19 protein-coding genes and 1 riboswitch are annotated in these 20607 nt (G+C 61.7%); of the genes, 9 read left to right on the forward strand and 10 right to left on the reverse strand.

Features of this window, described 5'->3' with window-relative positions; genetic code table 11:
• Positions 1–11 precede the first annotated feature (11 nt).
• Complete coding sequence (locus tag QMY55_RS17285; RefSeq protein ID WP_283485384.1) at positions 12–1397, reverse strand: flavin-containing monooxygenase; 1386 nt, start codon at positions 1395–1397, stop codon at positions 12–14.
• Between the two features lie 138 nt (positions 1398–1535).
• Here QMY55_RS17285 and QMY55_RS17290 point away from each other — a divergent pair, with 138 nt between their 5' ends.
• The 3 genes from QMY55_RS17290 (at position 1536) to QMY55_RS17300 (ending at position 3285) form a co-directional block, all read left to right on the forward strand.
• Positions 1536–2294 (forward strand): IclR family transcriptional regulator, encoded by a 759-nt coding sequence (locus QMY55_RS17290; protein WP_283485385.1) that lies wholly within the window; start codon positions 1536–1538, stop codon positions 2292–2294.
• A gap of 59 nt (positions 2295–2353) precedes the next feature.
• Positions 2354–2878 (forward strand): GNAT family N-acetyltransferase, encoded by a 525-nt coding sequence (locus QMY55_RS17295; RefSeq protein ID WP_283485386.1) that lies wholly within the window; start codon positions 2354–2356, stop codon positions 2876–2878.
• 155 nt (positions 2879–3033) lie between these two features.
• Entirely contained in the window at positions 3034–3285 is a 252-nt protein-coding gene (locus QMY55_RS17300; RefSeq protein WP_283489000.1) for a VF530 family protein, read from the forward strand.
• Between the two features lie 14 nt (positions 3286–3299).
• On the opposite strand, the gene QMY55_RS17305 is transcribed toward QMY55_RS17300, so the two are convergent.
• Both QMY55_RS17305 and QMY55_RS17310 read right to left on the reverse strand, forming a co-directional pair.
• Positions 3300–4187, reverse strand: coding sequence for an EamA family transporter (locus QMY55_RS17305; protein WP_413966083.1), 888 nt, complete (start codon positions 4185–4187; stop codon positions 3300–3302).
• 84 nt (positions 4188–4271) lie between these two features.
• Positions 4272–4829 carry a hypothetical protein gene (locus QMY55_RS17310; RefSeq protein ID WP_283485388.1) on the reverse strand — a complete coding sequence of 186 codons (558 nt, stop codon included), beginning with the start codon at positions 4827–4829 and terminating at the stop codon, positions 4272–4274.
• Between the two features lie 85 nt (positions 4830–4914).
• Between QMY55_RS17310 and QMY55_RS17315 the strand changes: the two genes are divergently transcribed.
• Positions 4915–5268 (forward strand): helix-turn-helix domain-containing protein, encoded by a 354-nt coding sequence (locus QMY55_RS17315; RefSeq protein WP_283485389.1) that lies wholly within the window; start codon positions 4915–4917, stop codon positions 5266–5268.
• A 60-nt stretch (positions 5269–5328) separates the two neighbouring features.
• Here QMY55_RS17315 and pmbA read toward each other — a convergent pair whose 3' ends face one another.
• Entirely contained in the window at positions 5329–6750 is a 1422-nt protein-coding gene (gene pmbA / locus QMY55_RS17320; protein ID WP_283485390.1) for a metalloprotease PmbA, read from the reverse strand.
• A gap of 65 nt (positions 6751–6815) precedes the next feature.
• On the opposite strand from pmbA, the gene yjgA reads away from it, so the two are divergent.
• From yjgA to QMY55_RS17335, 3 genes are all read left to right on the forward strand, one after another.
• Complete coding sequence (gene yjgA, locus QMY55_RS17325; RefSeq protein ID WP_283485391.1) at positions 6816–7508, forward strand: ribosome biogenesis factor YjgA; 693 nt, start codon at positions 6816–6818, stop codon at positions 7506–7508.
• Positions 7501–8112: a molybdopterin adenylyltransferase gene (gene mog, locus QMY55_RS17330; RefSeq protein WP_283485392.1), complete on the forward strand. Its 612-nt coding sequence runs from the start codon at positions 7501–7503 to the stop codon at positions 8110–8112. Before yjgA ends, mog begins: the two co-directional genes overlap by 8 nt.
• A gap of 362 nt (positions 8113–8474) precedes the next feature.
• Positions 8475–9683 carry an ABC transporter substrate-binding protein gene (locus QMY55_RS17335; protein WP_283485393.1) on the forward strand — a complete coding sequence of 403 codons (1209 nt, stop codon included), beginning with the start codon at positions 8475–8477 and terminating at the stop codon, positions 9681–9683.
• A gap of 991 nt (positions 9684–10674) precedes the next feature.
• On the opposite strand, the gene QMY55_RS17340 is transcribed toward QMY55_RS17335, so the two are convergent.
• The 5 genes from QMY55_RS17340 to QMY55_RS17360 form a co-directional block, all read right to left on the reverse strand.
• Positions 10675–11637: an IS481 family transposase gene (locus QMY55_RS17340; protein WP_283485394.1), complete on the reverse strand. Its 963-nt coding sequence runs from the start codon at positions 11635–11637 to the stop codon at positions 10675–10677.
• Between the two features lie 479 nt (positions 11638–12116).
• On the reverse strand, positions 12117–14060 hold the full coding sequence (gene thiC / locus QMY55_RS17345; RefSeq protein WP_283485395.1) for a phosphomethylpyrimidine synthase ThiC: 1944 nt from the start codon (positions 14058–14060) through the stop codon (positions 12117–12119).
• Between the two features lie 262 nt (positions 14061–14322).
• A riboswitch (TPP riboswitch) is annotated at positions 14323–14444 on the reverse strand.
• Positions 14445–14525: 81 nt separating this feature from the next.
• A complete protein-coding gene (locus QMY55_RS17350; protein ID WP_283485396.1) occupies positions 14526–15185 on the reverse strand; it encodes a nitroreductase in 660 nt (219 codons plus the stop codon).
• 264 nt (positions 15186–15449) lie between these two features.
• The gene (gene cysE, locus QMY55_RS17355; RefSeq protein WP_283485397.1) at positions 15450–16286 is read right to left on the reverse strand and encodes a serine O-acetyltransferase; all 837 of its coding nucleotides are present in this window, start codon (positions 16284–16286) and stop codon (positions 15450–15452) included.
• A 37-nt stretch (positions 16287–16323) separates the two neighbouring features.
• On the reverse strand, positions 16324–17124 hold the full coding sequence (locus QMY55_RS17360) for an RNA methyltransferase (RefSeq protein ID WP_283485398.1): 801 nt from the start codon (positions 17122–17124) through the stop codon (positions 16324–16326).
• 250 nt (positions 17125–17374) lie between these two features.
• Here QMY55_RS17360 and QMY55_RS17365 point away from each other — a divergent pair, with 250 nt between their 5' ends.
• Positions 17375–18295: an inositol monophosphatase family protein gene (locus tag QMY55_RS17365; protein ID WP_283485399.1), complete on the forward strand. Its 921-nt coding sequence runs from the start codon at positions 17375–17377 to the stop codon at positions 18293–18295.
• A gap of 274 nt (positions 18296–18569) precedes the next feature.
• The gene (locus tag QMY55_RS17370) at positions 18570–19640 is read left to right on the forward strand and encodes a sterol desaturase family protein (RefSeq protein WP_328517832.1); all 1071 of its coding nucleotides are present in this window, start codon (positions 18570–18572) and stop codon (positions 19638–19640) included.
• Positions 19641–19667: 27 nt separating this feature from the next.
• On the opposite strand, the gene QMY55_RS17375 is transcribed toward QMY55_RS17370, so the two are convergent.
• Entirely contained in the window at positions 19668–20579 is a 912-nt protein-coding gene (locus tag QMY55_RS17375) for a LysR family transcriptional regulator (RefSeq protein ID WP_283485401.1), read from the reverse strand.
• Between the last annotated feature and the right edge of the window lie 28 nt (positions 20580–20607).

Genomic DNA, 20607 nt, shown 5'->3' on the forward strand with positions numbered 1-20607 from the left:
GGCAACTCCCTTCAAGCCAGAGTGGCGGCGGCCTGCCGCACGGCGTTGCGGTAGGTGTCCTTGTGCACGTAGTAAGCCATGCGTTCCAGCTGCAGGTAGCGGTAGCCGCCCGTCAGGTCGGGGGCCGGGCCTGCCATGGCGGCCTGCAGGCGTTGAGCGGCGGGCGTGTTGCCGTCCAGCCCCTTGAAGTAGCGCGCCACCAGCTCGGCCTGCTCGTAGCGGCCCTGCCAGCCGATGCCGCTGGCCTCGATCATGCCCAGCACGGCCAGGCGCTTGTAACGCGGCGCAAAGATGTTCAGATACAGCTGCGGCGCCATGCCCTGCCAGTTCAGGTGGTCGCGGTCTATGAAGGGATAGTGCAGCGTGTAGCCGGTGGCGGCCAGCACCAGGTCGTAGTCCTGCTGGCTACCGTCCTTGAAGTGCACGGCATGGCCGTCGAAGCGCACGATGTCGGCCTTCACATGGATGTCGCCATGGCCCAGGTGGTGCAGGATCAGCGAGTTCACGATGGGGTGGGACTCGTACATCTTGTAGTTCGGCCTGGGAAAGCCGAAGCGCGTGGGGTCGCCCGTGAACCACTGGAGCACGGTGGCGTCCAGCCTCTGCTTGAGCCAGCGCGGCAGCGGCTTCTTGCCGCCCAGCGTATCCGCAGGCCTGCCGAAGACATACTTGGGCACGAAGTAGTAGCCGCGACGCACGGAAATGTCCACGCTTTGCGCGTAGTGCACGGCATCGACCGCGATATCGCAGCCCGAGTTGCCTGCGCCGATGATGAGCACGCGCTTGCCCTTGAACTGCTCGGCGCTCTTGTACTGGCTGGTGTGCAGCAGCTCACCCGCGAACTGCCCCTCGAAGCGCGGCATATTGGGCTCGGCCAGCGTGCCGTTGGCAATCACCACGCCCTTGTAGACGGCGCTCTCCAGCTTGCCCGCCGCATTGCGGATGCCCACGCGCCAGGGCGTGAGCGGATCGCCGGGCTGCACGGGCTCCACACTTTCCACGCGCACGCCGAAGCGGAAATGGCGGCGCAGATCGAAGCGCTCGGCAAAGGCCGCGAAATAGCGGCACAGCTCGCGGTGGCTGGGGTAGTCGGCCACATCGTCGGCCATGGGGAATTCGGTGAACTCGGTTGTGCGCTTGCTCGATATCAGATGGGCCGATTCGTAGACCGTGGAACGCGGATTGGCGATGTTCCAAAGCCCGCCCACATCGGTATAGGCCTCGAAGCCCTGGAAGGCAATGCCCAGTTTCTGCAGATTGCGCGCCCCGGCCAGACCGGACGGCCCGGCACCGATCAGCGCAATCATCTGCTCGGTGGGCAGTTGGGCCAGTTCAGCGGCTCCCCTGGCCTGGGCCGCCGCCGTGGGAGCCGGTGCCGTATGGCTGCTGCTTCTCATGGTGTCTGTCTCCATCATGGTTTTTGTCTTATGTATTCGTCGGCACGCGCAGGAAAACAGGCTTTGCGCATCTTCACTCTATGAGAACCCGGAAAAATCTCGGAAAATTTTCTTGATTCGTCTCGGGTTCTGAGATTTATGCAAGAAGCTCCGCTTTCCCCCGGCCTGCGCCTGTTCGGCCTGCTGGAAATCCTGGCCCGCGAGGCACGGCCGCTGACGCTGGCCGAGGCCGTTGCCGCCAGCGGCTGGCACAAGCCCAGTGTGCACCGGCTGCTGCTGCAGCTCGAAAGCGGCGGCCTGCTGACCCGCGAGCCCGACGGCCGCCGCTACGCGCTGGCCCCGCGCCTGCTGCGCCTGGCCGAAGCCACGCTGGCCGGTAGCGCCCAGCACGGCGTGCGTCATGCCGTGTTGCGCCAGTTGGTGGCCGACATCGGCGAGAGCTGCAATCTCACCATGCTCTCGGGCGTGGAGGTGGTGTATCTGAACCGCATCGAATCCGCTTTTCCGCTGCAGCTCAATCTGCGCCCCGGCACGCGCGTGCCCGTGCATTGCTCGGCCAGCGGCAAGCTCATCCTGGCCCATATGACGCAGCGCCAGCGTGCCGAACTGCTGGGCAGCCTGCCGCTGGCGCGCTACACCGCCACCACGCTGACCAGCAACTCCGCGCTGGAGGACGAGTTCGTGCGCATACGCAAGGTGGGCTATGCCGTAGATGCAGAGGAGTTTGTGGACGGTCTGGTCTGCGCCGCCGTGCCCGTGTTCGGCGGCGATGGGCGCCATGTGCGCTGCGCCGTGGCGCTGCAGGCGCCCGTGGCTCGCATGACGCTGGCCCAGGCCATAGAGAAGGTACCGCGCCTGCACGAAGCCGCCAGGGCCTTGACCAGAACCCTGAGCTGATCGGCCATTGCAACCACGGCATTCAGCTTCAAGACCGGATTTACCGGCATCATCCGCATATGAATATCGGCCCCGAAACCGCGCAGGACACACAGGCCATAGCAGCGCTGATACTCGCCGCCTTTCACAACCATCCCCACCAGGACCCGGCCAAGGGCACGACCGAGCACCGGATCGTGCAAGGCCTGCGCGATGCTGGCGCCCTCAGTCTCTCGCTGGTGGCCCAGGATGGAGAAGATATCGTCGGTCATATCGCGTTCTCTCCTGTCGACCTCGAAACAGCATCCGTCAGCCCCGGGACCTGGCTGGTGATGGCGCCGGTCTCCGTCGCTCCGGCGCGCCAGGGCCAGGGCATTGGCAGCCGGCTGATTCGGCAAGGGCTGGAGCAGCTCAAGGCACTGGACGTGGAAGGCGTGGTGGTGCTCGGCGAGCCCGACTACTACACGCGTTTTGGCTTTCACCACCAGCACCAGTTGAGCGTGCCAGGCCTACCAGCCGGGTACTTCATGGCCCAGCGACTCGATGGCGAAGCGCCCATATACCTGCAGGCTACGGTGAACTTTCATCCGGCCTTTGATGTCTAGGAAAATCGCGCACAGGCCCATTGCAGCAGCTCTTTTTTCAATAGCTGACAGCGCTTGACTGCATTGGCTTAACCGCATATTCAAGCGTGTTTCTCATGAACCCCGACAAAACCCCGCAAGCCGCCTTCGCACGGGCATGGAACGACAATCGGGGCATGAATACCTTGGAGCAACCGCGCAATCCTCTGCACGGCATCACGCTGGAGCGCATCGTCACCGAACTCGTGGACTACTACGGCTGGGATGGTCTGAGCGAGTGCATTCCCCTGCGCTGCTTCAGCGTCAACCCCAGCATCGGCTCCAGCCTCAAGTTCCTGCGCAAGACGCCCTGGGCACGCGAGAAGACCGAGAGTCTGTATCTCTACACCTTGCGCAAGCAGCAGCGCCAGGACCAGCGCGGGCGCTGAAAGCCCCTCCGTCTTCAGCGCCGCATCCAGCGGCCGCCGAACTGGTTGACCACCATGCCCAGCAGCACGCCCAGCGTGCCCAGCCATTGCAGCCCCGAGGGGAATTCGCCCAGCAGCAGCATGGCCGACAGCAGGCCTATCACCGGCACCAGTAGGGACAGCGGCGCCACGGTGCTGGCCGCATAGCGCTGCAGCAAACGCGTCCACAGGCCATAGCCCAGCAGAGTGGACAGCAGGGCCAGATAGGCAATCACGCCCAGCTCGCGCCAGCCTATAAGGCTGAGCTGGGAAACCATGGCTGCGCCACCCTCCAGCCACCAGGACAGCAGCAGCAGCGGAATAATGGGAAACACGCTGGTCCAGACGATAAAGGACGCGGGCTCATAAGAGCCCTGCCGCGCGGCCAGGCGCGTCAGCAGATTGGAGCCGGCCCACATGGCGGCAGCTCCCACGGTCAGCACAAAACCGATCAGGGTCATGCCCGCAGCCCCGTTGCCATGGGCCGCGCCGATCAGCACCAGGCCCGCAATGGCGATCAGCAAGCCTATCCACTGCCAGCGCTGCGGCTTCTCGTGCAGAAACACGGCTGCCAGCAACATGGTGATGAAGGCCTGGGTCTGCAGCACCACGGAAGCCATGCCCGCCGGCATGCCCAGTTTCATGCCTGTGAACAGCAGCCCGAACTGCCCCACGCCCTGCACCAGCCCATAGGCCGCCAGCAGGCCCCAGGACAGATTGCGCGGCGGACGCACGAACAGCAGCAAAGGCAGCGATGCCGCAGCAAAGCGCAGTGCGCACAGCAGCAGAGGCGACAGCGTGGCCAGACCCCACTTCATGACCACGAAATTGAGTCCCCAGACCACGATGACGATGATGGCGCTGAACCAGTCCGCCCGGCTCATGCCGGAAGCAGGCGAGGATGCTGAAGTCATGGCTCCGACCGTTGTTGCAAGTGAGAAATCAAGTCCTGGCCCCGGCAGCCGGACCTATTTGAGCCCATGACGATCACCGGGCCCGGGCAGCAGCATCAGCACCGCCTTGAACGCATAGAGCACGATCAGGGTTCCGCTGAAGTCCCCCCATATGGTCACGAGAAAACGCTCCAGGTCCATGCCCTGCCCCCTGAAGACCATCCAGGCCTGGTATACGGAGCCATTGGCCAGCGCATAGATCAGACCCAGCCAGAGCAAGCGCTTGGGCGTGAGGCTGGCCAGGGAGCGGCTCAGGCCCATATATCGGCGAGCCACGCAATACATGCCATAGGGCGCGAGCGTGGCCACGATGGCACCCGAAAACGAACGCCACCCGTCACCTGGAAAAAAATAGAAAAAGCCGGTCAGCCAGGCGCCTATGAATAGCCCCGCAGCGCCGGCCTCGGCAAACAGCAAGGTGCACAGCAGACGCACGCCCGCGGGCAGATAAATCCAGTTGGCACCCTGGGTGAATATCAGAGAGGCGAACATCCACTCGTTCACAACCAGCATCAATACAAATAGCAAGGCCGTAACCACGGCCATTGCAAATGGCGTGAAAATATTTTTCATTGGTATCGATCGTCGCACGCGCAGTATTATCGGCGCCGGTTATCTCTCTCGCCCGGGAAACGGCGCATCTCCTCTCTTTGCCACAATGAAAAAGTCTTTGTCTGCCGATATCTATCTACGCTTTCTGCAGCTGGCCGAGACTATCCGCGGCCTGCCCACATTGCCCGCCCTGGACCCTCTGGAAGAGCGCCTGCTGGAGCAGATTGCCAATGCCGGAACGCGCCAGGAACGTCTTTGCGTGCGCGACCTCATGGCTCAGCGCGAGCTGAGCTCGCCGGCCACGATTCACACCCGTCTCAAATCCATGCGCCAGAAAGGCTGGATTCTGCTGGCCGATACCGAAGATGCGCGGCGCAAGCAGATCGAGCTCAGCGAGGCGGCGCACGCACATTTTGAAAAGCTCTCGGCCTGCATTGTTCAGGCCGCCGAAGAGCACTGAGGCTTTGTCCAGGTAACAAAAAAGCAGCCCGAGGGCTGCTTTTTCATGGAAGCGCAGGCTTTAGCTGCCCGCCACCTTCATGCGATTGATGAGGATGGAGCCCACGGTCTTGGCACCGTAGTTATAGGCATCGGCCCCGATGGCCTCTATGCCCTTGAACATGTCCTTCATATTGCCGGCGATGGTGATTTCATCGACGGGGAAGGCGATTTCGCCGTTCTCCACCCAGAAGCCGCTGGCGCCGCGCGAATAGTCGCCGGTCACATAGTTCACGCCCTGGCCCATCAGCTCGACCACAAACAGGCCCGTGCCCAGCTTCTTGAGCATGGCATCCAGATCGTCGCCCGTCTTGGTGCGGCGCGAAGTCATGACCAGATTGTGCGAGCCGCCGGCATTGCCCGTGGTCTTCATGCCCAGCTTGCGCGCCGAGTAGCTGGAGAGGAAATAGCCTTCCACGCGACCAGCATCGACCACCTTGCGGGCCTGCACGCGCACGCCCTCTTCGTCAAAGGGCGAGCTGCCCTTGCCGCCCAGGACGAAGGGGTCTTCCTCGACATCGATGTGCTTGGGGAAGATGGGCTTGCCCATGGAGTCGAGCAAAAAGGTGCTCTTGCGATACAGCGCGCTGCCGCTGACGGCCTGCACAAAGCTGCCCAGCAGGCCGGCGGCCAGCGGAGACTCGAACAGCACCGGGCATTCGGTGGTCGGAATCTTGCGGCTGCCCAGACGGCTCAGCGTGCGCTCTGCCGCGTAGCGGCCCACGGCCTCTGGCGAGGCCAGATCGGCCGCGTTGCGCATGGAGCTGTACCAGTAATCGCGCTGCATCTCGCCATTCTTGCCGGGCAGCTTGGCGATGGGCGCCACCGACATGCTGTGGCGCGAGCTCGCATAACCGCCGCGAAAGCCGTTGGTATGGGCCGTGAAGAAATGGCTTTGCTGGGCCGACACGCCCGCACCTTCGCTGTTGCTCACGCGGCGGTGGGTCTTGAAGGCGGCCTCCTCGCAGCGCAGCGCCATCTCTGCAGCGGCTTCGCTGGTGATATCCCAGGGATGGAACAGATCCAGATCACGGTGCGTGCCGGGCAGCGCGATATCGGCGCTGTCGGGCAGGCGGGCAAACGGGTCTTCGGCCGTGAAGCGGGCGATGTCGTAGGCCGCCTGCACGGTCTGCTTGATGGCGGCCTCGGAGAAGTCCGAGGTGCTGGCATTGCCCCGGCGCTGGCCCAGATAGACGGTCACACCCAGCGACTTGTCGCGGTTGCGTTCCACGGTCTCCAGCTGGCCCTTGCGCACGCTGACCGACAGGCCGCAGCCCTCGGAAGCCTCGGCGCCTGCGTCCGTCGCCCCCAGCTTCTTGGCATGCTGCAGAGCCTGGTCCACCAGCCCCTCAAAAAAGGCTTGGCTGAAGCTGAAACCGGCCTGCGGCGCGGATTGGGCCTGTGCACTGGAAGTGCTTGTATTGCTGGAGCGAGGTTTTTTCATAGCGGCGGATATGATAGCCGCCACTGCAGTGCGCTCTGCGCTGCCACCGATATTGCCCCCTTACCATGTCACGCAAACCTACAAAAGGCTATTTTGTTCGCGGTAAGTTCGTTGCCGAAGGCAGCGAGCTGGACCTTGAGCTGAAGGCCGAACTCAAAGGCACTTACGACTCCACCAAGACCGACCTCAAGCGCGAAAGCGATGCGCTGCAGGATCTGGGCAAGGAGCTGATGACGCTGCGCAGCGACCTCTTCAAGCGCCTGCAGCTGTCCGACCAACTGATCGACGCGCTGGCCGAGGCCAAGCGCATCACCAACTTCGAAGGCAAGCGCCGCCAGATGCAATATGTCGGCAAGCTCATGCGCAAGCTGACGCCTGAGCAGGTCGCAGCCGTGAAGCAGGCGCTGGACGAGCAGCGCAATGGCTCGGCCGGCGAAAAAATGTCGCTGCAGGTAGCCGAGCAATGGCGCGACCGCCTGATCGTCGAGGAAGCGGCCCTGTCCATCTGGCTCGAGCATTTCCCCGGCACCGATGTGCAGCAGCTGCGCTCGCTGATCCGCCAGTCGCGCAAGGACATCGAGAAAGCCAAGGAACAAGCCGCCGCAGCGGCGGCTGCCGCCGGCCCCGATACCGAGCCCAAGGAAGTCAGCAAGGGCCGCGCCTACCGCGACCTGTTCCAGCTGGTGCGTGAGCAACTGGCGAGCACCGATAAGGCCGGCAAGGCCGATGCGGCCGCCGAGGATGACGGCGATGAGTGATGCGCCCGTATATCTTCACGATGCCGTGAAGATCGGCATTGTCTCCATCAGCGACCGCGCCAGCAGCGGCGTCTATGAAGACAAGGGCCTGCCCGCGCTGCAGGACTGGCTGAGCCGCGCGCTCAAAAACCCCATCCAGTTCGAGCCACGCCTGATTCCCGACGAGCAGGCCGGCATCAGCGCGGCACTGATCGAGCTGGTCGATGCGGGCTGCAGTCTGGTGCTGACCACCGGCGGCACCGGCCCCGCGCTGCGCGATGTGACGCCCGAGGCCACCCTGGCCGTGGCCCACAAGGAAATGCCGGGCTTTGGCGAGCAGATGCGCCAGATCAGCCTGGCCTTTGTGCCCACGGCCATCCTCTCGCGCCAGGTGGCGGTGATACGCGGCAGCAGCCTGATCATCAATCTGCCGGGCCAGCCCAAGGCGATTGCCGAGACGCTGGAAGGCCTCAAGGACGTGGACGGCCAATCCAAGGTCAACGGCATTTTTGCCGCCGTGCCCTATTGCATCGACCTGATCGGCGGCCCCTATCTCGAGACCCATGACGAGATCTGCAAGGCCTTCCGCCCCAAGACCGCGATTCGCGCGCCCCGCACGGCATAGCCTGAAACGCCAGGTGCAATCCCTGCCAAAACATCTACTAAAGCAGCCTACCGGCTGCTTTTTTTATGGCGCTGGCGCGGCATGGCTGCTGCGGGTATCTCGCTGCAACCGCTATCAGAATAAAAGCACCTTGCGCCTTTCGTTCATTGATTTCAGCAATCAATCCATTCGAAATCAATTAACAGCAAGCGATAGAAGCTATTAAATCAGGCATGTCCCTTGGGATTTCCCGCAAGTGCTTGCCCCGATGCCAGACGCATGGGCCGCCCCTAGCATGTTTGCTGCGATGCAGCGACGGCGGCCACCCGCCGACCGGACACTGCACGCTCTCTCCACATTTCTCATAATTTTCAGGAGACTCCATGCATCGCTTGTCCCAGTCTGCGCCCACTGCTTGCCTGCTGGCTCTCGCCCTGACGGCGGCCTTCGCGGCTCCCGCCATGGCACAGGAAAAAGTCAAGATCGGCTTCATCACCGACATGTCCAGCCTTTATGCCGACGTGGAAGGCAAGAACGGTGCCGTTGCCATACAGATGGCGATTGACGACTTTGGCGGCAAGGTACTGGGCAAGCCCATCGAGCTGCTGACGGCCGACCACCAGAACAAGGCCGATATCGCGGCCAGCAAGGCCCGCGAATGGATAGACACGCAAGGCATCAGCCTGGTGTTCGGCGGCACCAACTCCGCCACGGCCCTGGCCATGGCCAAGGTCGCGCAGGAGAAAAAACGCGTCTTTATCGACAACGGTGCGGGCAGCTCGGCGCTGACCAACGAGCAATGCAGCCCCTATACCGTGCACTACGCCTTCGATACCGTGGCCCTGGCCAAGGGCACGGGCGGTGCCGTGGTGGACACGGGCGGCAAGAGCTGGTTCTTTGTGACGGCCGACTATGCCTTCGGCCACGCCCTGGAAGCCGACACCAGCAAGATCATCGAAGCGCGCGGCGGCAAGGTGCTGGGCTCGGTCAAGACGCCACTCAACGCCAGCGACTTCTCTAGCTTCATGCTGCAGGCCCAGAACAGCAAGGCGCAGATTCTGGGCCTGGCCAATGCCGGCGGAGACACCATCAACTCCATCAAGGCAGCCAAGGAGTTCGGCGTCACCAAGAACATGAAGCTGGCCGGCCTGCTGGTCTTCTTCAGCGACATCCACAGCCTGGGCCTGAAGAACACCGAAGGCATGCAGTTCACCGCCCCCTGGTACTGGGACATGAACGATGGCTCGCGCAAGTTTGCCGACGCCTTCATGGCCAAGACCCAGCGCCGCCCCAGCGAGATCCAGGCCGCCGACTACTCGGCCACCATGAACTACCTCAAGGCCGTGGAAAAAGCCGGCACACTCGATGCCGACAAGGTCATGGTCACCTTGAAGAGCACCAAGATCGACGACTTCTTCGGCCAGGGCTATATCCGCGAAGACGGCCGCTATGTGCACGATATGTACCTGATGCAGGTCAAGTCGCCGGCAGAGTCCAAAGGCACCTGGGACTACTACAAGATCATCAAGAAGCTGCCTGCCGAGCAGATCTGGACGACCAAGGCAGAAAGCAAATGCCAGTACTGGCGTTGAGTCGGATAGCGCCTCTATGAAGTGAAAAGGCTTTGCGTTTTGCAAAGCCTTTTCTTATGGCGGCGGTCGGCCAGAAGCAACCACCCCCGACCATTGCCATGCCCCGATTTATATTGAACCAAGTGAATAATACTATTGGGTTGTTTACTCGTTTTATTTAAACGCCATAAGGGAGAACCGATGCGCTCGTATGTAAAGGCAAAGGATGTGCACCGCCATATGAGAAAGCTCCTTGGCCCATGGTTTACTCAACATGGTTGGCGCAAACGCGCTGGCTACAGTTGCGCGTTCACCCGAGATGATCTCGTCCTTTGGGTTCAACCCAGTCAATGGGGGGACAGTTGGTCAGGTAGCTCACTGACCCTAAATTTGGCGAGAAGCCCTTCGGCTGAACTTGTGTCAGGAGACAGAATTCTTTGGTACCTTAACGATTCCAGTCGCGTAGAGGGATTGGCCCTAGAAACACGTATTGTTTCCCGAATCCCCCCCCCCTCCTAGTGGCCACTACATCTACGAATTCATGGCACTTCCAGGTCATGAAGGACAGATTCACCGAGACTCGTTTGAACGAGCATTCAAGCCCAGCAAAATTTGGTGGCAACCCAACCAGGACACTTGGTTGCGATACTTCTCGGAAGAAGATTTGGCAGAGTGGACTTCGTATCTGTTGCCTCGTCTGGAGTTTCTAATTTCTCAGGCTCGCCTCCCAATTGGTAACGCCTGACGGTTCATTCAATTTCCCACGGCCAGGGCTGATTCAGGGGCTAGCTCACGCTCTGCGTCGGGTCGAACAGCGACCGCCACAACCGCCCCATTAGAACCAGTGGCTCTTGTCAAATGTCGTGGCGGCATTGAAGCTCAAGGCACATTGACTTGTGGAGTGACACCGCTTCAATCGGATATCCAAAAATATGCGCCCGAAACGGCACATGCCAAAGCCATCACTAAGAAGACCCAGTGCAATTTTGGAATGCCTTCAGCCCCGGTGTACTTAGATGTTCAGTCCCACAGTGAGATGGTGCGGATGAAGTCTAAAGCGACTTGGATCTTTTTCCCACGCCTCGCACATCGCACGGAATGGTGTCTTCCACCTGAGCGCTTTCAAGTGCTTGCCGAAGTTGTAGCTTTGAACAAATGCCTGGACATGCTTGCGTAGCTGCTCCAGGCCCTCGTACTCATACGCATTGATCGTGGATTCCTTGATGGTCCGGTTCATGCGCTCGACCATGCCGTTAGTCCAAGGGTGGTACGGCTTGGTATGTCGTTTTTCAATTCCATTGAACTTGCAGATACGCTCGAAGATGTGACCGATGCATGTGTCGGTGACGCCGCCTCTGAAGCGTTCTTGCCCTGTGAAGGCCATGCCGTTGTCCGTCAGAACGGTATGTATGCGGTACGGGAAGGCCACGAGCACCTGCCGAAGGAACTGCGCTGCGTTGGCTTTCGTGGCCCTGTCAAAGAACGCAACATGCGTGAACTTTGTGACGCGATCTATGGCAACAAACATGTGCTGTCTGCCGCTGGAGATCTTCATTTCGGCACTGTCGATGTGCACGAAGCCCAGCGTCGTTTCTTCAAACTTTCCGTGCCTTCTCGGCACCCGCGTTGCGGGCTGTCGGCTGATGCCGTGACGCTGCAGGCAACGATGCAAGGCGCTGCGGCTGAGCTTGGGTGCTGTCTCCAGGAGCTGCCCCATGAGATCGTCCAGCGACAGATGCCCTTGCTGGCGTAATGCAATTGCCAGGTGTTCTTGCTCTTGAGAAAGATGCTGGCTTGCTCTGTCCCGGGGACCCATGGGCTCATCGAGCACAGAGGTGCGCGCACGCCACTTGGCCACGGTCTTGGGGTTAAGGCCATAGAGCTTGGCCAAAGACCGATGGGATCCGGTGGCTAGCTGGAGTTCTGCGCGGATACGCGGCGTCGTGCGGGCGCTGCCATGCAGGCGGATTGCCATAGTGCTCTCTCCTGTTCTGAGCTGAAGAATGCACCATGACTTCCCGGGACCGTACATCTTATGGGAACGTGAGGTCCCTTGTTCTCGCACTGACAAGGGGTCAGCTCCCACAGCTCTGCCTGTCCCAGGAGGAACAGCCCAGACTCGATGATTCACCGAGTGACGAAACTGAAGTGCGTCGTAGGCCAAATATCCAAAAAAATTGCGAGTGCAAAGAGCCAGAGTGGTGACATCCAAGGCCTCGATGGTTATGGAGGTGATCTGATCATTATTGGCTCAAACCCCACTAAATTTGGCAGATGTCTGAGAAAGTAGCGCTCCCCCCTAACTGACCAATGTCTCTTTTGGTGAGATAGCAACCCAGAGGCATTCAACCCCAGCATGCCCCCAAATAAAAAGCGCAGATTCGATCTGCGCTTTTTATTTTGATAGCTGAAAGCACTTGATTCACAAGCACTACAGCCATTTTTCATTCGCGGTCAACGTGCCGTGGTGTCGGTCGAGGCATTGACGATGGGAATGTAGAAATCGCCACCGGCCTGATTGAACTCGGCCGCCTTGGCCTGCATGCCCACGGCAATGCTGTGCTCGGCGCTCACGCCCTGCTGCTTGGCAAAGTCGCGCACTTCCTGGGTGATCTTCATGGAGCAGAACTTGGGTCCGCACATGGAGCAGAAATGGGCCACCTTGGCGCTGTCCTTGGGCAGGGTCTCGTCGTGGTAGGCCTGGGCGGTATCGGGGTCCAGGCCCAGGTTGAACTGGTCCTGCCAGCGGAAGTCGAAGCGCGCCTGGGACAGCGCATCGTCGCGCGAGCGCGCGCCCGGATGGCCCTTGGCAACGTCGGCCGCATGGGCCGCGATCTTGTAGGCGATGATGCCCTGCTTGACGTCGTCGCGGTCGGGCAGGCCCAGATGCTCCTTGGGCGTGACATAGCAGAGCATAGCTGTGCCAAACCAGCCGATCATGGCCGCGCCGATGGCGCTGGCGATGTGGTCGTAGCCGGGGGCGATGTCGATGGTCAGCGGGCCCAGGGTGTAGAACGGGGCCTCGTGGCAGTGCTTGAGCTGCTCGGTCATGTTCTGCTGGATCATGTGCATGGGCACATGGCCAGGGCCTTCGATCATGGTCTGCACATCGTGCTTCCAGGCGATCTGCGTCAGCTCGCCCAGCGTGGCCAGCTCGGCAAACTGGGCGTCGTCATTGGCATCGCTGGCGCAGCCGGGACGCAGGCCGTCGCCCAGCGAGAAGCTGACGTCGTACTGCTTCATGATGTCGCAGATGTCCTCGAAATGCTCGTAGAGGAAGCTCTCGCGGTGGTGAGCCATGCACCACTTGGCCATGATGGAGCCCCCGCGCGAGACGATGCCGGTACGGCGCTGGGCTGTAAGGTGGATATAGGCTAGGCGCACGCCGGCGTGGATAGTGAAGTAGTCCACGCCCTGCTCGGCCTGCTCGACCAGCGTGTCGCGGAAGATCTCCCAGGTCAGATCCTCGGCAATGCCGCCGACCTTTTCCAGCGCTTGATAGATGGGCACTGTGCCGATGGGCACGGGCGAGTTGCGCACGATCCAGTCGCGCGTGGTGTGAATGTTCTTGCCAGTGGACAGGTCCATGACGTTGTCCGCACCCCAGCGGATGGCCCAGACCAGCTTTTCCACCTCTTCCTCGATGCTGGAGGTCACGGCCGAGTTGCCGATATTGGCGTTGATCTTGACCTTGAAGTTCCGCCCGATGGCCATGGGCTCGATCTCGGGGTGGTTGATATTGGCAGGGATGATGGCGCGGCCGCGCGCCACTTCGTCGCGCACGAATTCGGGCGTGATGATCTTGGGAATGCTGGCGCCCATGCTGTTGCCGGCCAGTCGCAGCTCGCGCGATGCATCCTGCTGGTACTGCGCCATCCATTCGCGGCGGCCGTTTTCACGCAGGGCCACGTACTCCATCTCGGGCGTGATGATGCCGCGCCTGGCGTAGTGCATCTGGGTCACGTTGCCGCCGCTCTTGGCGCGGCGCGGCTGGCGCTGCAGCGCTGCGGCTTCGGCACGCAGCTGCTCTACACGGACATCTTCCTCACCGCGCTTGCCACCGTCGTCCAGCGCCACGCGCTGGCGGCCCACATAGTATTCGCTGTCGCCACGCGCTTCGATCCAGCTGCCGCGAATGCTGGGCAGGCCGCTGCGCACATCGATAGTCACCGCAGGGTCGGTATAAGGGCCGGATGTGTCGTAGACGCTGACCTGCTCGCCATTGGTCAGAGCGATGTCGCGCACCGGCACACGCAGCTCGGGATGGATGGCCCCGTTCAAATAGCTCTTGGTCGAAGCCGGAAAGGGCTGACGCGACTGAGCCAGCAATTCGGCAAAACGGGCGGCATCAGGGGCGTTGCCAGCGGCAGGCGTGAAGATCAGATCGGGGGCATTCATCGCAGTCTCCAAAAAGCGGTTGAAGTTCATCAAACGCTCCGTGGAGTGCAAGGCCCTGCTCCGACTTTCCCCTTTGGCTTGTGACCGCGCACCTTGCCGGTGCTGGGTCTGCGCCGCTGAAATCCGTGGATTTCAGCCGGCCCCTCGCACGCTGCAGCTGTCCAGAAAAGACAAAACCCCAGTGCGCGAGGCGCCTGGGGTTGCTGTGCCGTGTAAGTGGGAGGCTGTCTTGAGATGACTTGCCTGCTTGCCTACCGGCCCTGCGTCAGGGTCCCGCTCTTCTTCCGCCGGTATGAACCGGATCAAGTTCGTCGGGTTCGCTATTCAGCGGTTTTGCAACCACCTTTCGCATCTCAGCGCTTTCGCACACCCCGGAGCTGCATGCAGTATAGGCTGGTTTTGCCGGAATTTGCGCAGCATTGAGGCGGTTTAACTATCCTGACCCTCAAGCGCCTAATCCGCCGCTCAATCCAGTCCCTGCAACGACAGCCACTCGCTGCTGCTGGCACGACTCGAGCGCCATTGGTTGATCGGAGCGCTGACATCTTCGTAGCCCAGGGCAATACCGAAGGCGATCTGGTAGCCATCCGGCAATGCCAGCTGCTCGATCAGCATGTCGTTATACATACGCCAAAAACCCTGGGCGCAGGTAGCCAAGCCTTTTTCCACGGCCAGCAGCATGAAGGATTGCAGATAGATGCCCAGATCCACCCATTGCGCATAACCCATGCGTTCTTCCACGGCCACAAAAATGCCTACGGGTGCACCGAACATCTGGCTGTTCTTCGCCAGTTGGGCAAGGCGGGCGGTCTTGTCCTCGCGGCCTATGCCGATGGCGCGGTACAGGTCTTCGCCGTTTTCAAAACGGCGGCTGCGATAGGGCTCCCACAGTCCGGGCGGGTAGGACAGGCCGGGGCGCTGCACGGCCTCGGTCGCCTTGGCCTTGGCGCTCAGCTCCTTGAGCGCCTGGCCGCCCACTGCCGTCACACGCCAGGGCTGCATATTGCCGCCGGATGCTGCCTGCGAGGCCTTTTCCAACAGCTCCCTGACCGTGGCGCCGTCCACGGTCTGCGGCAAAAAAGCACGTACCGAGCGACGCTGCTGCAAGGCTTGAAGAATGTCCATTTTTCTGCTTTCCAAAAATGCTGCGCTGCAGTGTAGAAGCTCAGGGGCATGGCCTCAGGTCGCGTGGGATACACGCCCAGCCTTCGTCGCCTACCGATGTTCTGGACTGCAGTTTCCAGCCCATGGGTCCTACCTCATTCGCTGGGCCGATGACGAACAAGCCCTTATAAAAAAGCCAGCGTTCAGCTGGCTTCTTGGAAACATGCTGCGCAATCCACTCCTGAAACAGAAGCTATCAGCGCTTGATACATATAGGTTTGAGGCCTATTTCCCCATGATCTGATCGATCTTGTCCTTCTGGAAGGCCTCGGGGCGCTCGGATTCGCAGGGCACGCAGTCCTTGACATGGCCCTGAATCGACAGCTTCTCGATGGCAGCCCACAGCAGCGCGATCTGCTTTTCATGGCCTGCAGCGCCTTCGGACAAGGAGCGCATGGCCTGGGCCACGGGGTCGACTTCGGCCGTCACGCCATAGGCGGTAAAGCCGCTCTTGCCGCAATCATCATCTACGGCACCCGCCGCTTGCGCCCTGGCCTCGACCTTGGGAGTGGTCTCATGCTCGGTCACATCGGCGCTCTGTCCGGTCTTACTGGGGATGATGCGCGCAGGAATACCCACGGCCGTGGCACCTGCGGGCACGGGCTTGATGACCACGGCATTGCTGCCGATCTTGGCGCCATCACCCACCTCGAAACCGCCCAGCACCTTGGCGCCGGCACTGACCACCACGTTCTTGCCCAGCGTGGGGTGGCGCTTGGCGCCCTTGTACAGCGAGGTGCCGCCTAGCGTCACACCGTGATAGATGGTGCAGCCATCGCCCACCACAGCGGTTTCGCCAATCACCACGCCCATGCCGTGGTCGATGAAAACCTCGCGACCGATGACAGCGCCGGGATGGATTTCAATACCGGTGAACCAGCGCCCCATGTGGGAGATGAAGCGGCCCAGCCATTTGAAGCCATGCGTCCAGCACCAGTGCGCCGGGCGCTGCAGCCAGATGGCGTGCAGGCCGGGGTAACAGGTGATGACCTCCCAGGTGCTGCGAGCCGCAGGGTCGCGGTCGAGAATGCACTGGATGTCGGAGCGCAGGCGATCAAGCATCAAATAACAACATGAGGAAATGTTTAGCTTGTGAAGTCTAGCGGGTTGGTGGCTGGCTCTGCAGCATGGCTTTGGCAACACCGCGAAGAATATGGATTTCTTCCTGGGTCAGCTGCGCGCGGTTGAAAAGCTGGTTAAGCCGGGGCATGAGCTTCTTGGGCGCGGCCGGGTCCAGAAAGCCGATATGGGCCAGGGCCTGTTCCCAATGGCCCAGCATGCCCTGCACCTGGGCCATGTCGGCGCGGTGCACCTCTGGCGTGTGCTCCACCACGGGAAAACCGCCCAGCGCCTCGCGCCAGTCGTAGGCCACGACCTGGATGGCCGAGGCCAGGTTCAGCGAGCCGAACTGCGGATTGGACGGAATCGACAGCGCCACATCGCAGCGGTAGACATCGTCGTTGCTCATGCCAAAGCGCTCGCAGCCGAACAGAAAGGCCACGCCCTTCTGATTGCAGACCGCATCCGGTGTCGGCTGGTTATCAGTCAAATCTCCGCTAACCTCAGTCACAGAGCGCGTATCCAGCTCACCTTTCAAGAGCAGCTCGAAATGCTGGCGCGGCGTGCGCGTGGGCGGACCAAAGTCGCGCGGTGTCATGGCCGTGGCGCACATATGGCTGATGCCGTCCAGCGCTTCCTCCAGCGTGTCGACAATGCGGGCCTTGTCCAGCACATCGAGTGCGCCACTGGCGCGCTGTATGGTTTCTTCCTTGCGCAGCACGTTTTTGTAACGTGGACGCACCAACACCAGGTCATCGAAGCCCATGGTCTTGAGTGCACGGGCGGCCGCGCCCACATTGCCGGCATGGCTGGTTTCAATCAGTACGAATCGGGTTTTCATCAACACAAAAGGCCTCACTGTGGCCTTGATAAAACAGAACACATGCGCTGCCTGTTCTCTCTCGCGCAAACCGCAAGACCCCGGACAAACCCCTCAGGTCGCCGGGACGAACAAGCAAAAAAAACGCAGGCTGGGTAGAATTGCGCCTATTGTCGCCGCCCCGCATCGCCGGTCGCGGCTTTTTACGTTCTTACCCGCGTAGTTCAGCCCACCATTGCTGCGGGCTGCAGCGCCAACGCACTCACAATTTATGTCGAACTCCCTGCACCCCATGCTCAACGTGGCCATCAAGGCTGCTCGCGCCGCTGGCGCCCTCATCAACCGTGCCGCACTGGATGTGGAATCGGTGCGCGTTGCGCAAAAGCAGGTGAACGACTTTGTGACCGAGGTAGACCAGGCGGCCGAGCGCATCATCATCGAGACACTGCTCAACGCCTACCCCCAGCATTCCATCCTGGCCGAAGAATCGGGCAGCGAGCACGGTGCCAAGAACTCCGACCATGTCTGGATCATCGATCCCCTGGACGGCACCACCAACTTCATCCACGGCTTCCCCGTGTACTGCGTGAGCATCGCCCTTGCCTACAAGGGCAAGATCGAGCACGCCGTGATCTATGACCCCAGCCGCAACGACCTGTTCACCGCCACCAAGGGCCGTGGTGCTTACCTGAACGAGCGCCGCATCCGCGTCTCCAAGCGCACCCAGCTGCGCGACTGCCTGATCTCCACGGGCTTCCCCTTCCGCCGTGGCGACAACTTCAAGCAATACATGCTGATGCTGGGCGAAGTCATGCAGCGCACCGCCGGCGTGCGTCGCCCCGGCTCCGCAGCCCTGGACCTGGCCTATGTGGCAGCCGGCTTTGCCGACGGCTTCTTTGAATCGGGCCTGTCCATCTGGGACGTGGCTGCCGGCTCCCTGCTGGTCAGCGAAGCCGGTGGTCTGGTCGGCAACTTCACGGGCGAAGCCGACTTCCTGGAGCAGCGCGAAATCCTGGCTGCCAACCCACGCATCTATGGCTCGCTGATCCCCGTGCTGGGCAAGTACAGCAAGTTCGCTACCGCTGGCGAAAAGGCCGCTGTGCGTCAAGCCGTCAAGACCGGCGAATTCGAGACCTCCTCCGAAGAAGACGCCGAAGCTGCTGTGGAAGAAGGCCAGAAAGCCGCTGAATAAAAACGGCAGTCACCCCACGATTGCGCAAAAGGCCTGGTCCGGTGGACCAGGCCTTTTTTATTGCCGCCGGGCCGCCCCAAGGCAATAAACCCCCTTGGGGGGCAGCGGCCACACGTCAGTGGGCAAGTGTGGGGGGCTGTTTTATTGCCGCCGAGCCCAGCCTCTTGGGAGCAACGGCTACAACCCAGTGGGCAGGCATGGGACTTTCTCTTCTCCACAAAATCCACAAACTCCTTATCCAGAATCTGCCCCCAACGACAATCGGGCTGAAACTATGATGGATTTCTTCAGCCAGCACTGGACGCTGGCTATCGACTGGGTCTCTGCGCACGCGGTGACACCAGTGGTCAATACGCTGAGCATTGCCGAGGCCGCAGGCGATCCGCGCGAGATCGCGGCCGGCATTCTGATCGCGCTGCTGCAGCTGTTTCTGATTGCCTGTGTGATGCGTCCGCTGGAAAGCCTGCTCCCCGCCGAGCGCTGGGCCGACCGCCGCCACACCACGGTGGACCGTCACTACACCCTGCTCATGCTGCTGGGGCTGTTTCCGCTGTTCAGCTTTCTGGTGCTCATGCCCTTCGCCCACATGCTGGGTGGCGGCCCGTCCACCGAGGAAGCCAGCGGCCTCAAGGCCTGGTTCCCCTGGTTCGAGCAGCATCCCTATGTGCTGTTTGCCGTGTACTACGTGGTCTACGATCTCACTTATTACTGGATGCACCGCGCCCAGCATGTGATTCCCTGGTGGTGGGCCATGCACAGCATGCATCACAGCCAACGCCAGATGAGCTGCTGGAGCAACGACCGCAGCAACTACCTGGACGGCATGCTGCAAAGCTTTGTGCTGGCCAGCGTGGGCCTGGTGATGGGTGTGGAGCCTTCGGAGTTCGCCATGCTGGGCCTGCTCAGCGAGCTGGTGCAGAACTTTTCGCACGCCAACGTGGCGCTGCGTCTGGGCTGGCTGGGCCAGCTGGGCGAGCGTCTGTTCGTCGGCCCACGCTTTCACCGCAACCACCACATGCTGCGCGATGCAGACCGGCCCGAGCGCCACAACTGCAACTTCGGTCAGGTCCTGCCCTGGTGGGATCAGCTGTTCGACACTGCTCTCTATCACGACGAGGAGTTGCGCCCCACGGGCGTGAGCGACCCCGAGGTCGATGCCGACAACGAACGCGGCTTGATCGCAATGCAGTGGTACACCTTGAAGCGCTTCTGGGGCGCCTTCAGCTGCCGTGCCGGCTGGCGCCTGGGCGATGTGTCCTTCGGGCCCGGCTACCGCCCCATCCATGACGATGACCCGGTCGAGCACGCGCCGGTGGCCCAGGGATCGCGTCCCGAAGTGCAGTAAGCCCAGCACAAGCCGGAGTTCAGATCCTCATGACTCCAGGTAAGGCTGCATCAGCGCCTCGAACCATTCGATGAACACCGCCAGCCGCCGCGAGCGCTGGCGGCGGTGCGAATACAGCAGGCCCACCGGCATGGAGGCCGAGCGGTGGGAGGGCATGACTTCGACGAGGCTGCCAGCAGCCAGCAGATGCTGCACGTCGTAGCGTGGAATCTGGATCAAGCCCAGCCCGGCTTCGCAGCAGGCAATATAGCTTTCGGCGTTGTTGACTACCACACGGCTGGGCAGGGCCAGTGTCTGCTCCTCCTCGCCCCCGCCCTCCACATAGGACCAGGGCAGTTCCCGCCCGGTATGTGGCGACGCATAGCCCACGGCCCAATGGCCCTGCACCAGATCGGCGGGAACCTCGGGGTGACCGTGCTCGCGCAGATAGGCAGGGCTGGCGCAGTTGATCAGGGCAATGCGACCCAACGGCCGCACGACCAGGCTGCTTTCCTGCAGCGCACCGATGCGCACCACACAATCCACGCCTTCCTGCACCAGATCCACCGTCCGGTCGCTGGAGCCCAACACCAGCCGCAACGCCGGATGACTGCGCAGCAGGCCGGGCAATGCCGGCGCCAGCAGACGGCGCGCAATGCGGCTGGGCACATCAATGCGCAACTGGCCCACGGCCTGGCGCACACGCGCCTGGAACATCTGCTCCATGTCCTCGGCCTCGGCCAGCAGCGCGCGGGCGCGCGCCAGCAACTGCGCGCCGTCGGCCGTCAGGTTGACATAGCGCGTGGTTCTGTGCAGCAGCCGCGCGCCGACCTGGGCCTCCAGTTGCTGCACGGCCGCCGACACCGTGGCGCGAGGCAGCTCCAGCGCATGGGCGGCCTTGATGAAGCTGCCCATCTCTGCCACCTGCACGAAGATGCGATACCGGTCGATTCTGTCCATGGAAAGACAGCATAACCGGCACCAGACT

Source organism: Comamonas resistens, from assembly GCF_030064165.1.
GTDB classification, from domain to species: domain Bacteria; phylum Pseudomonadota; class Gammaproteobacteria; order Burkholderiales; family Burkholderiaceae_C; genus Comamonas; species Comamonas resistens.

Bases quoted from the DNA above. Each gene is read 5' to 3' on its own strand.
- QMY55_RS17370 (WP_328517832.1), top strand. From the start codon at position 18,570: ATGATGGATTTCTTCAGCCAGCACTGGACGCTGGCTATCGACTGGGTC.
- QMY55_RS17335 (WP_283485393.1), top strand. From the start codon at position 8,475: ATGCATCGCTTGTCCCAGTCTGCGCCCACTGCTTGCCTGCTGGCTCTC.
- QMY55_RS17315 (WP_283485389.1), top strand. From the start codon at position 4,915: ATGAAAAAGTCTTTGTCTGCCGATATCTATCTACGCTTTCTGCAGCTG.
- QMY55_RS17305 (WP_413966083.1), bottom strand. From the start codon at position 4,187: ATGAGCCGGGCGGACTGGTTCAGCGCCATCATCGTCATCGTGGTCTGG.
- QMY55_RS17290 (WP_283485385.1), top strand. From the start codon at position 1,536: ATGCAAGAAGCTCCGCTTTCCCCCGGCCTGCGCCTGTTCGGCCTGCTG.
- QMY55_RS17310 (WP_283485388.1), bottom strand. From the start codon at position 4,829: ATGAAAAATATTTTCACGCCATTTGCAATGGCCGTGGTTACGGCCTTG.
- QMY55_RS17375 (WP_283485401.1), bottom strand. From the start codon at position 20,579: ATGGACAGAATCGACCGGTATCGCATCTTCGTGCAGGTGGCAGAGATG.
- cysE (WP_283485397.1), bottom strand. From the start codon at position 16,286: ATGCTTGATCGCCTGCGCTCCGACATCCAGTGCATTCTCGACCGCGAC.
- yjgA (WP_283485391.1), top strand. From the start codon at position 6,816: ATGTCACGCAAACCTACAAAAGGCTATTTTGTTCGCGGTAAGTTCGTT.
- pmbA (WP_283485390.1), bottom strand. From the start codon at position 6,750: ATGAAAAAACCTCGCTCCAGCAATACAAGCACTTCCAGTGCACAGGCC.
- QMY55_RS17360 (WP_283485398.1), bottom strand. From the start codon at position 17,124: ATGAAAACCCGATTCGTACTGATTGAAACCAGCCATGCCGGCAATGTG.
- QMY55_RS17365 (WP_283485399.1), top strand. From the start codon at position 17,375: ATGTCGAACTCCCTGCACCCCATGCTCAACGTGGCCATCAAGGCTGCT.
- thiC (WP_283485395.1), bottom strand. From the start codon at position 14,060: ATGAATGCCCCCGATCTGATCTTCACGCCTGCCGCTGGCAACGCCCCT.
- QMY55_RS17340 (WP_283485394.1), bottom strand. From the start codon at position 11,637: ATGGCAATCCGCCTGCATGGCAGCGCCCGCACGACGCCGCGTATCCGC.
- mog (WP_283485392.1), top strand. From the start codon at position 7,501: ATGAGTGATGCGCCCGTATATCTTCACGATGCCGTGAAGATCGGCATT.
- QMY55_RS17350 (WP_283485396.1), bottom strand. From the start codon at position 15,185: ATGGACATTCTTCAAGCCTTGCAGCAGCGTCGCTCGGTACGTGCTTTT.
- QMY55_RS17285 (WP_283485384.1), bottom strand. From the start codon at position 1,397: ATGAGAAGCAGCAGCCATACGGCACCGGCTCCCACGGCGGCGGCCCAG.
- QMY55_RS17300 (WP_283489000.1), top strand. From the start codon at position 3,034: ATGAATACCTTGGAGCAACCGCGCAATCCTCTGCACGGCATCACGCTG.
- QMY55_RS17295 (WP_283485386.1), top strand. From the start codon at position 2,354: ATGAATATCGGCCCCGAAACCGCGCAGGACACACAGGCCATAGCAGCG.